6 protein-coding genes, 2 tRNA genes and 3 rRNA genes are annotated in these 11,096 nt (G+C 49.7%); 1 reads left to right on the forward strand and 10 read right to left on the reverse strand.

The genetic code is table 11. The annotated features are described in order from the left end of the window. Positions 1–198: 198 nt before the first annotated feature. The 8 genes from rrf to THEIN_RS02555 form a co-directional block, all read right to left on the reverse strand. A 5S ribosomal RNA gene (gene rrf, locus THEIN_RS02525) occupies positions 199–315 on the reverse strand. 9 nt (positions 316–324) lie between these two features. Beyond that, positions 325–501, reverse strand: coding sequence for a hypothetical protein (locus THEIN_RS12190; protein ID WP_013907132.1), 177 nt, complete (start codon positions 499–501; stop codon positions 325–327). Then, positions 488–742 (reverse strand): type II toxin-antitoxin system RelE family toxin, encoded by a 255-nt coding sequence (locus THEIN_RS02530; RefSeq protein ID WP_013907133.1) that lies wholly within the window; start codon positions 740–742, stop codon positions 488–490. The genes THEIN_RS12190 and THEIN_RS02530 overlap by 14 nt, the downstream gene beginning before the upstream one ends. 121 nt (positions 743–863) lie before the next feature. Continuing rightward, positions 864–3,888 (reverse strand): 23S ribosomal RNA (locus THEIN_RS02535). A 173-nt stretch (positions 3,889–4,061) separates the two neighbouring features. Further along, positions 4,062–4,137: transfer RNA gene (locus tag THEIN_RS02540), tRNA-Ala, on the reverse strand. Positions 4,138–4,148: 11 nt separating this feature from the next. Continuing rightward, a tRNA-Ile gene (locus THEIN_RS02545) sits at positions 4,149–4,227 on the reverse strand. 195 nt (positions 4,228–4,422) lie between these two features. Further along, a 16S ribosomal RNA gene (locus THEIN_RS02550) occupies positions 4,423–5,996 on the reverse strand. Together the 16S, 23S and 5S rRNA genes with 2 tRNA genes alongside form the textbook arrangement of a ribosomal RNA operon. Positions 5,997–6,400: 404 nt before the next feature. Beyond that, positions 6,401–7,414 (reverse strand): hypothetical protein, encoded by a 1,014-nt coding sequence (locus THEIN_RS02555; protein WP_041434463.1) that lies wholly within the window; start codon positions 7,412–7,414, stop codon positions 6,401–6,403. On the opposite strand from THEIN_RS02555, the gene THEIN_RS02560 reads away from it, so the two are divergent. Next, the gene (locus THEIN_RS02560) at positions 7,389–8,972 is read left to right on the forward strand and encodes a peptide-binding protein (protein WP_013907135.1); all 1,584 of its coding nucleotides are present in this window, start codon (positions 7,389–7,391) and stop codon (positions 8,970–8,972) included. The two genes, THEIN_RS02555 and THEIN_RS02560, sit on opposite strands and share 26 nt — an antisense overlap. On the opposite strand, the gene THEIN_RS02565 is transcribed toward THEIN_RS02560, so the two are convergent. Both THEIN_RS02565 and THEIN_RS02570 read right to left on the reverse strand, forming a co-directional pair. Next, positions 8,962–9,870: a PP-loop family protein gene (locus THEIN_RS02565; RefSeq protein WP_013907136.1), complete on the reverse strand. Its 909-nt coding sequence runs from the start codon at positions 9,868–9,870 to the stop codon at positions 8,962–8,964. The two genes, THEIN_RS02560 and THEIN_RS02565, sit on opposite strands and share 11 nt — an antisense overlap. Then, positions 9,833–11,065: a YhjD/YihY/BrkB family envelope integrity protein gene (locus tag THEIN_RS02570; protein ID WP_013907137.1), complete on the reverse strand. Its 1,233-nt coding sequence runs from the start codon at positions 11,063–11,065 to the stop codon at positions 9,833–9,835. The genes THEIN_RS02565 and THEIN_RS02570 overlap by 38 nt, the downstream gene beginning before the upstream one ends. Positions 11,066–11,096: the final 31 nt, after the last annotated feature.

Here is an 11,096-nt window from a genome sequence, read left to right on the forward strand (position 1 = left end):
GGGGGTACCCCTAAGCTCTGATACCCCGTCCTTTAACCCAATGGGTAAAAATATATTACGCTTTCAAGCTCATAGAAAATCGCTTTAAAGTACCTTAAATCTCGCTTAAACGTAATAATAAACTTAGAAATGCCCTAAAAACAAAAAAGGCCTGGTTGAGAATTACTCAACCAGGCCTTCTATCTATCTAAAATTTAACCCGGGCGCCGACCTACTCTCCCACCGGGGTAACCCAGCAGTACCATCGGCCCTGGAGGGCTTAACGACCGTGTTCGGAATGGGAACGGGTGTGGCCCCTCCGGTATGGGCACCCGGGAATTTTCTCTATTTGTCTTCTTCTAATAAAGATTTTAACTCTTCCAAAGAATAAATTTCTTCTCTCTCTCTTTTCTCTTCTGCTTCTAACAATAACTGTAGATCTTCCCAGTCTTCAAGAAAAATTTGAATATTTTCTATATCTTTCTTAATTTTTTCTATCTTCTGAATTTCAAACATTGTCATAATATCTATCGGCTCCTTGCCGATGAACTATTTTATATACAACTAATAAATCATCTTCCTCTTTAAATAAAATACGATAACATCCAACTCGCAAGCGGTATCTCTTGGGTGCTAACTTCTTTATATCACCTTTTCCTTTTTCTAACTTCCTTAATGCATCTAATATTTTAACTTGATATTTCTTCGGAATATCTAGCAGTTCTTTATAAACGCCCTTCTTTATTGCTACCTTCTTTTTCAAAGATCAGCCTTCTTTTTCCTACATTATCACTAATTTATAACAAAAATTGCTGACAAGTGATATAGGGTACCGCTCCGGTATCCACGAGCCACCCACAGTATTCACTATCTAAGCCAATACTGTGGCCAAGCCGCTCGGGCGATTAGTACCGGTCAGCTCCACCCATTGCTGGGCTTCCACCTCCGGCCTATCTACCAGGTAGTCTCCCTGGGCCCTTCTGGGACAGGGTCTCCCCTGTCTCGGGAGGCCTCATCTTGAGGAGGGCTTCCCGCTTAGATGCTTTCAGCGGTTATCCCTTCCGCACATGGCTACCCGGCTGTGCGGCAGGCCAGCCACAACCGGTCCACCAGCGGTGCGTCCACCCCGGTCCTCTCGTACTAGGGGCAGCTCCTCTCAAGCCTCCTACGCCCACGGTGGATAGGGACCGAACTGTCTCACGACGTTCTGAACCCAGCTCACGTACCCCTTTAACGGGCGAACAGCCCGACCCTTGGGACCTTCTCCAGCCCCAGGATGGGATGAGCCGACATCGAGGTGCCAAACCGCTCCGTCGATGTGAACTCTTGGGAGCGATCAGCCTGTTATCCCCGGAGTAACTTTTATCCGTTGAGCGACGGCCCTTCCACTCGGCACCGCCGGATCACTAGGCCCGACTTTCGTCCCTGCTCGGCCCGTCGGCCTCGCAGTCAAGCACCCTTCTGCCCTTGCACTCAACGGCGGGTTTCCAATCCGCCTGAGGGTACCTTTGGACGCCTCCGTTACCTTTCAGGAGGCGACCGCCCCAGTCAAACTGCCCACCAGGCACTGTCCCTGAGGAGGCTTACCCCTCCAGGTTAGCACCCCGATGCAGGAAGGGTGGTATCTCAAGGACGGCTCCACCCGAGCTGGCGCCCGGGCTTCTCAGCCTCCCACCTATCCTGCACATCCTGCACCGAAGTGCAATGCCAAGCTGCAGTAAAGCTTCACGGGGTCTTTCCGTCCCACCGCGGGTACCCGGCATCTTCACCGAGACTACAGTTTCGCTGGGACCCTGGCCGAGACAGTGCGGCAGTCGTTACGCCATTCATGCAGGTCGGAACTTACCCGACAAGGAATTTCGCTACCTTAGGACCGTTATAGTTACGGCCGCCGTTTACCGGGGCTTCAAGTCCGAGCTTCGGAGGCCTACGCCCCCTAACCCGGACCCTTCACCTTCCGGCACCGGGCAGGCGTCAGACCCTATACGTCGTCTTACGACTTCGCAGAGTCCTGTGTTTTTGGTAAACAGTCGCCACCGCCGATTCCCTGCAACCCACGCCAGCTCCAGCCGCTAAGGGCCTTCACCAGCGTGGGCACCCCTTCTCCCGAAGTTACGGGGCCATTTTGCCGAGTTCCTTAGCCAGGGTTACCCCACGCGCCTGAGCATTCTCTGCCCGCCCACCTGTGTCGGTTTGCGGTACGGTCACCTGAGCTTCTTCAGCCACGAGGCTATTTCTCGGCAGTGTGGTCCGAGCGCCTTCCCGGGAACTCTCGCTCCCGGTTACTTACTCCCCCTCACCCTCGGGGGCGGGATTTGCCTCGCCCCGTCACCGGGCTACAGGTTTGGAGGGCCTGCCATTCACGGCCCCGGCGCCCTTCCCTCCTGCGTCACCCCTTGGCCTCCACTCAGGTGGCGGGGGATTGTTGACCCCTCTTCCCATCGGCTACGCCTTCCGGCCTCGCCTTAGGGTCCGGCTAACCCTGGGCGGACGACCCTTCCCCAGGAAACCTTGGGCTTACGGCGAGAGGGATTCTCACCCTCTTTATCGCTACTCGTGCCCGGATTCTCTCCTCCGACCACTCCAGGTGCCCTCACGGATCACCCTTCTACGCAGTCAGAGTGCTCCCCTACCACTCATGCCTCTCAGCATGAGTCCGCAGCTTCGGCGACTGGCTTAAGCCCCGTGGTATTTTCGGCGCAGCCCCGCTCGACCAGTGAGCTGTTACGCACTCTTTAAATGATGGCTGCTTCTAAGCCAACATCCTGGTTGTCTAAGCAGGGCCACCTCCTTTACCACTTAGCCAGTACTTCGGGACCTTAGCTGGCGGTCTGGGTTGTTCCCCTCTCGTCGCTGGACTTTATCACCCAGCGGCTCACTCCCAGGGTCCTTCTGACGGTATTCGGAGTTTGCCGGGGTTCGGTAGGCCGGTAAGCCCCCTAGCCCCAACAGTGCTCTACCCCCGTCAGATATCCCCTGAGGCTGTACCTCAATACATTTCGGGGAGAACCAGCTATCACGGGACTCGATTAGCTTTTCACTCCTACCCACAGCTCATCCGAGGAGTTTTCACCCTCCACCGGTTCGGGCCTCCAGCGGGTGTTACCCCGCCTTCACCCTGGCCATGGGTAGCTCGTCCCGCTTCGGGTCTGCCGCCAGCGACTTAACGCCCTTTCAGACTCGCTTTCGCTTCGGCTCCGCCTATCCGGCTTAGCCTCGCCACTGACGACAACTCCCGGGCTCATTATGCAAAAGGCACGCCGTCACCCACGCTCCCGCGCAGGCTCCGACTGCTTGTAGGCCAGCGGTTTCAGGCTCTATTTCACTCCCCTCCCGGGGTTCTTTTCACCTTTCCCTCACGGTACTTATGCTCTATCGGTGCGCAGGGAGTATTTAGCCTTGGAGGGTGGTCCCCCCTGATTCACACGGGATTCCTCGTGCCCCGTGCTACTTGGGTAGCACACCCAGGGAGTCCACTCAGCTTTCGCCTACGGGGCTCTCACCCTCTACGGCGGACCATTCCAGGTGCCTTCGGCTAGCCAAGCGGTTTTCTTACTCCCCGAGGAGTCCCTAGCCTCCTCCAGTGTGCCCCCTCTACCCCGGATGAGCAACGCCTAGGGGCTTCTACACTCATCCGGTTTGGGCTCCTCCCCTTTCGCTCGCCGCTACTCAGGGAATCTCGTTTGATTTCTTCTCCTCCGGGTACTGAGATGTTTCACTTCCCCGGGTTCGCCTCCGCCAGGCTCTTAACCTAGCGGATGACCAGGTATTACCCTGGCCGGGTTCCCCCATTCGGGCATCCACGGATCAACGCCTGCTTGCGGCTCCCCGTGGCTTTTCGCAGCTTGCCACGCCCTTCCTCGCCTCCTGCGCCCGAGGCATCCACCGCTGGCCCTTAGTAGCTTGGCCACTAAACTCTTCTTTATAAAAATTCCACAAAAAATACTCGTATCCTTGCTCTCGGCTCGTGGATACCGGGCGATACCCTATTCACTTGTCAAAGATCTGTGCCTACTAAGTGGCTTTGCTGAACTACCCCCCCTACCTTCTCCAACAGGGCAGCTCCCCAAAACCACCTACTCTGGTGGAGGTGAACGGACTCGAACCGTTGACCCCCGGCTTGCAAAGCCGGTGCTCTCCCAACTGAGCTACACCCCCATATATCTATATGGTGGGCCTAGGTGGACTCGAACCACCGACCTCACGCTTATCAGGCGTGCGCTCTGACCTAAACTGAGCTATAGGCCCAACCCTATTAGGCCTATCTACCCTTCACCTTCCACCTTCTATCTCTCTCTTTAAAAGAACAAATCAGCCTCTCAGCCAATCCCTCAAAACTGAATAGCGGCTAGCGGACAAGCACCTGTCTCTTTACCTACTCTCCATAACTCTTCCAAAACTAGAAAAGCTAGTTACTTGAGTCCGTACACTCAGACTCCTTAGAAAGGAGGTGATCCATCCCCACCTTCCGGTAGGGATACCTTGTTACGACTTCACCCCAGTCACCAGCCCTGCCGTCGGCGCCTCCCTCCCCCTTCCGGGGGTTGGGATAGCGACTTCGGGCAGAGCCAGCTCCCGTGGTGTGACGGGCGGTGTGTACAAGGCCCGGGAACGTATTCACGGCGGCATGCTGATCCGCCGTTACTAGCGATTCCGGCTTCACGGGGTCGAGTTGCAGACCCCGATCCGTACTGAGAGCGGCTTTCTGGGATTTGCTCCCCCTTACGGGTTCGCTTCCCTCTGTACCGCCCATTGTAGCACGTGTGTAGCCCTGGGCATAAGGGCCATGATGACTTGACGTCATCCCCCCCTTCCTCCGGGTTGTCCCCGGCAGTCCCCCTAGAGTGCCCGGCTCTACCCGCTGGCAACTAAGGGCAAGGGTTGCGCTCGTTGCGGGACTTAACCCAACATCTCACGACACGAGCTGACGACAGCCATGCAGCACCTGTGCTAGGGCTCCCAGGCAAAGCCCGGGCACCCCCTCATCTCTGAGGGGTCCCCTAGCATGTCAAACCCAGGTAAGGTTCTTCGCTTTGCATCGAATTAAACCACGTGCTCCACCGCTTGTGCGGGCCCCCGTCAATTCCTTTGAGTTTCAGCCTTGCGGCCGTACTCCCCAGGCGGGGTGCTTATTGCGTTAGCTTCGGCACGGAAGGTTTAACCCCCCACACCTAGCACCCATCGTTTACGGCGTGGACTACCCGGGTATCTAATCCGGTTTGCTCCCCACGCTTTCGGGCCTCAGCGTCAGGTGCCGTCCAGCCGGCCGCCTTCGCCACCGGTGTTCCTCCCGATATCTACGGATTTCACCCCTACACCGGGAATTCCGCCGGCCTCTCCGGACCTCAAGCCAGACAGTATCGAACGCAATTCCGGGGTTGAGCCCCGGGCTTTCACGTCCGACTCGTCCGGCCGCCTACGCCCCCTTTACGCCCAGTGATTCCGGGCAACGCTCGCCACCTCCGTATTACCGCGGCTGCTGGCACGGAGTTAGCCGTGGCTTCCTCCAGGAGTACCGTCAACCCCTACCAGCTCTTAACCAGTAAGGGCTTCTTCCTCCTTGACAGGGGTTTACGACCCGAAGGCCTTCTTCCCCCACGCGGCGTCGCTGGGTCAGCCTTTCGGCCATTGCCCAAGATTCCCCACTGCTGCCTCCCGTAGGAGTCTGGCCCGTGTCTCAGTGCCAGTGTGGCCGACCACCCTCTCAGGCCGGCTACCCGTCGTTGCCTTGGTGAGCCGTTACCTCACCAACTAGCTGATGGGACGCGGGCCCCTCTTAGGGCAGGTGCTTGCTATGCAGTGGCACCCTTTCTTCCCTCGGCTCGCGCCTCAGGAACGTATCCGGTATTAGCCACCCTTTCGGGTGGTTATCCCAGACCCCAAGGTAGGTTACCCACGCGTTACTCACCCGTCTGCCGGTGTACTCGGGTAGCCGAAGCTACCCTTTCCCCCTCGACTTGCATGTGTTAGGCGCGCCGCCAGCGTTCGCCCTGAGCCAGGATCAAACCCTCACGTTAAACCATAACGCAAAGGCTCTTTGGCTCCCTTAAAACTCAAAAGCCGACAAGCCTCTCAAAGGCGCTTGCCCGCTACCGCTATTCAGTTTCAAAGATCAGCCTCAATCAGGCAAACCTAAATTTAAACACACATAAAACCACTTGTCAAGCTCACCCCGACAAGTGGCTTAACTTAAACTCAAAGATCAAATATCCTCGGCAACTCTATATGTTATACATCCGACATATTTCTGTCAAGATCTCGTAACTTACTTCCTCGCTTCCAAAGATCAACGCTCTCTCACTAAGGCCCTGCTAATTTAACCACCTAACTAAAACTGTCAATACCTAATCTGAAAAAATTTCAAATCCCTAAATCCACTTAAGTGGAAATCTAGGTCCAATTAATAACCCCTATCGGTGGATTAGCTTTTTCGTAAATAAAAGAGATTTGTTTCACCCTTCTCAAGGGCCTTTTCCCCTCGTTTTAAGGCCCCAAAAAGACTTTTAGAAGTGACGTTTAGTTTAAAAATCTCTAAATAGGGCGATTCTTTTTCCTCTATCTTCTTTCCAGATAAAATGGATCTTATTTTTTCTTTAGTGCTTTCTATATTTTTTGTTTCAAGATCAAGTTCCACCGCAGGGAGACTTACTGTCCCCAATTTTTGGTAGTCTGGACAGAAGTCAATAAATGTTTCTACCAAGTCCGGCTGGTCAGATACTATATTAACTGTAGGCAGTTCATCAAACATGCTAATAAGGTGGGCAAAGGCAAGCATTCGTTCTTGAATGTTAGGAAGTTCTAGCGAAATTTCTTTACCTTCAATAACCCAGTCTGGGAAACGACGAAGGGTGGGGTCCTGTCCAACAATAAATTCAGAGAGTTTTTCGGCATGGGCTTTTAGGTCTTGATATTCAAAGTCAAGTTCTTCAAGACGCCTGTCTAAATTTTGAGCCAATTGCAAGAGAATGCGTGCTTGGAGATCGGGGTCAACCTTAGGTTTATCTTCACCAAGGATTTGGGCCTTGATCTCTGAAACCGTTTCCTCCAGAACTTCTGGCCGTGACTTGAACATGGCTACATTTTCTGGCCAGCGCATCATCTGACCCCATTCTTCGTAAGAGGCAATTAGTCGTTTAAACCATACAAGTTTTTCTTCACCTAAAGGCTTAGGCGTTATCGTCTCTACCAAGCCTTTGGCCACAAGCTCGGTAAAAGGCCCCTCAGGAACAGCCTCAGTTGGCTGAAGTAAAATAATTTTGTCAAAAGCAGCCAGTAAAAGGGCCGCTAGATCTAGCCTTAAATGAGTTTGGGGCGCTAAAAGGGCCTTTAGTTCAGCCTTTTCTTCCATGGGTTCTCCTTCTATTTTTAGCTCTTCCAATTTAACCTGATTGTGTAAAAATACTCTTTTGATGAGAAAGCTTATTTTAATTGTCATATTTTGTCTATGGGGAGCTTTAGCGCAAGCCCAGGATTATGGAGACGCCCTGGTCATAGGTTCCATCGGGGACGCAAGCATTCTCATTCCTATGCTGGCCACTGATGCCGCCAGCCACGAAGTGGCCGGCCTTATTTTTAACGGTCTGGTCAAGTATGACAAAAATTTAAATCTGGTAGGGGATCTGGCCGAAAGATACGAAATCTCTGATGACGGTAAAACAATAACCTTTTATTTAAGAAAAGGGGTCAAATGGCAAGATGGCGTAGAGTTTACCGCTGAAGATGTTCTCTTTGGCTTTAAACTCATCACCAACCCTAAAATCCCTTCAGCGTATGCCGGAGATTTTCTGGAAGTAGACAAGGCCGAAGTTCTTGATAAATATACTTTTCGCGTACATTATAAAAAGCCTTTTGCCCCGGCCCTTGGCTCTTGGGGAAATCTTGTAGTCCTACCCAAACACCTGCTTGAAGGTAAAGACATAACTAAAATAGACTTTGGAAGACATCCCATAGGGACCGGTCCCTTTAAATTCAAAGAATGGAAAACCCAGGAAAAAATAGTCCTAAAAGCCTATAATGATTACTTCAAAGGCCGCCCGTATCTCAACTACATTATTTTCAGAGTAATTCCTGACCCTACCACTATGTTCATGGAGTTAAAGGCTGAAGGAATAGACTGGATGGGACTAACCCCCTTACAATACGCCAGAAAAACTAATTCACCCTCTTTTTTGGCCAAATTTCGCAAGTACAAATATCTCTCTTTTTCTTATACTTATCTTGGCTACAATCTGCGTTGTCCCCTTTTTAAAGACAAACGCGTAAGGCAAGCTATTTCTTACGCCATTGACAAAAAAGAAATAATAAAGGGCGTACTTTACGGCCTGGGAGTAGTAGCTACAGGGCCATATAAGCCAGACACCTGGTTTTACAATCCCCATGTTAAACGTTATCCATACAACCCCAAGAAAGCCCTTGAGCTGTTACACGAAGCGGGGTGGTATGACACCGATGGTGATGGCATTCTTGATAAAGATGGCCGCCCCTTTGAATTTACCGTGTTAACCAATCAAGGTAATACTTCGCGTCTTTTAACCGCCGAGATTATACAGTATCGCTTGGCTCAAATCGGCATAAAAATGCATATAAGAACCGTAGAATGGACGGCCTTTATCAAAGAATTTATAGACAAGCGTCGCTTTGAAGCGGTAATTCTTGGCTGGACTACTTCTCCTGAGCCGGACCTTTACGATATCTGGCACTCAAGCAAAATAAAACCGCCTGGACTAAATTTTATCGGCTACAAAAATCCAGAGGTTGACCGTCTGCTAGAAGAAGGCCGCCGTACTTTTGATAAAGAAAAACGCAAGAAAATCTATTATCGCTTTCAGGAAATCCTGGCGGAAGACCAGCCCTATACTTTTCTCTATATTCCTATGGCTCTACCCTGCATTCACAAACGTTTTCATGGTATAAAACCCGCGCCGATTGGCATTTCTTATAACCTTGAACGCTGGTGGGTGCCCAAAAGCCAACAAAAATATCTTATGCCTTAGCTTCAGCCTTGAGTTTGCAGACAAAACAGGGAGAAGAAACCGCTGGCTCACCACAGAATTCACATTGGGTCAAAGGCCGGTCTAAAAAGTCCTCAACCTGTTTATTAAAAATAGGATAAACTTTACGCAGATAATCCATATAAAATCTTATCTTAGTGCCAGGCATCTTTTCTTCTAGTTCGTCCATCAGTTCAGCGTAAACAAGACGCGTAGCCTCAGGAGAAAGGGGACAGCGTTCCGTTAAATATTCAATTTTTTGTAAGCGAGCATATTCTTTGATTTCAAAGGCCGTAAAACGGCAAAGAGGCTTGGCCTTGCGTACAAAACCGTTTCCTTCAGGAAGCACTGGATATTTGCGAGCCAGATACTTTAACTGCCAGTTAATAGTATTACTTAAAAGAGAAGAGGCTTCGTCATCAAGATTATGCCCGGTAACCAACACGTCGAAGTTGTTTTGCCTGGCAAAACGATTGAAAAAGTATCTCTTTATACTACCACACAGGGAACAATACTTTTTCGTACGAGACTTAAGATCAGGAATGGTTAGACCTATTTCTTTAGCGATAGAAACTACGTGGAGTGGGCGGTCTAGTTCTTCGGCAAAATTTTCAGCAACCCGCCGCGAAATAAGAGAAAAATCTTCTATGCCTAAATCTACAAAGAGGCCTTCGGTATGATAACCAAGATTATTCAAAGCCTTCCAGAGGACCAAACTGTCTTTGCCTCCAGATATGGCTACAAGGATTTTGGCTTTGGGCGAAAACATTTTAAATTTTTTGACGGTACGAGCCAGGTATTCTTCAAACCACTCTAAAAAATGCTCTTCACAAAGAGGTAGGCGATGGTGAGGGATAAAGACATCAGCTTTTTTCCGCCGGCACTTGCGACAACGAGCCATTAATTTCCTCCTTAGCTTGGAAGTAGAGTTCTTTTAAGGTTTTACTTTGCCAGAGTGCTTTTTCTTCAAGCAGAAATTCATAAGCTACTTTAAGCAAGGAATCTTCAGGTGGTATATCAGGGAGATTACCTTCTACGGCACTTTGTATTTCGCTCAGAAAAATCTTTTCAGCATCTCTAGATAAGAGATAGCCCCCATTTAGTTTATATACTAAGCCGTGTTTTTTTAAAAGAAGAATAATTTTTTCTAGCCTGAATGGTGAGGCCTTAAGAGCATAAGAAAGATTTATTAGCCCAGGAGCTTTATATCCGTGATAAGCGTGATGAAAAATATTTAGCAAAACACCTAAGGCTAACAACAAAGAAGAGTAACTATTATGATAACGATAATGAGCCAATATTTTTTCTCGGTAATGGAAGACCGAAGCTATTTCTGCCCCTAACAAGACTACCGTCCAGTTAAGCCATAACCATAGTAAAAACAAGGGAATAGCTGCCAAAGAACCGTAAAGCTTTGAATACGCTACCGCCTTAGTTGTATAAACAGCATATATTGAAGCTACCAGGATCCACAATACAGCGGCTACTGTAGCTCCTAAAAAAGCGGCCTTAACGCTTATTTTTTTTACTGGGAGATACATATAAACTCCGACAAAAAGCAATACAAGCGTGGGAATTATCCAGAATTTACTAAAAAAAGAAACAAGCCCTAAACCTTTAAAACCTAGATGAGTTAAATAAATGGTAGCTCCTAAAGGAAGGGTGACTAAAATGGGTCCAAGTGTTAGGCCCATCCAATAAATAGCCAATTTCTGGAAAAAAGTCCTTTTGGCCTTTACTCTAAAGATATGATTTATCACCTCTTCAAATTGCATTAAAAGCCCGATTACCATAGTCAAGAAAATAATCATACTAGCAGCCCCTAACGGAGCGTGCTGAGCCTCTTGAACTAAGTTCAAAATAGTTTCTTGAGCCTTACTCAAAGCTCCTGGATTTAAAAACTGAGAAAGGGCCTGATTAATGCGGAAAATGATCTCTTCCTTTCCGATAAAAACTTGGACCATAGAGAGAGCAAACGCAAGGAGAGGTACAAAAGCAAAGACTGTGTTATAAGTGAGGGCCTGAGCACTCATCAGGCAATTATCTTTCCAGAAACGACGGAAGACCTCTTTACTTAAAATAATAAAAGCGGACATGCCCTAATGTTAAAGGTATGTCCGCTCTTTG

It is taken from the genome of Thermodesulfatator indicus DSM 15286, from assembly GCF_000217795.1.
In the GTDB taxonomy this organism is placed as follows: Bacteria; Desulfobacterota; Thermodesulfobacteria; order Thermodesulfobacteriales; family Thermodesulfatatoraceae; genus Thermodesulfatator; species Thermodesulfatator indicus.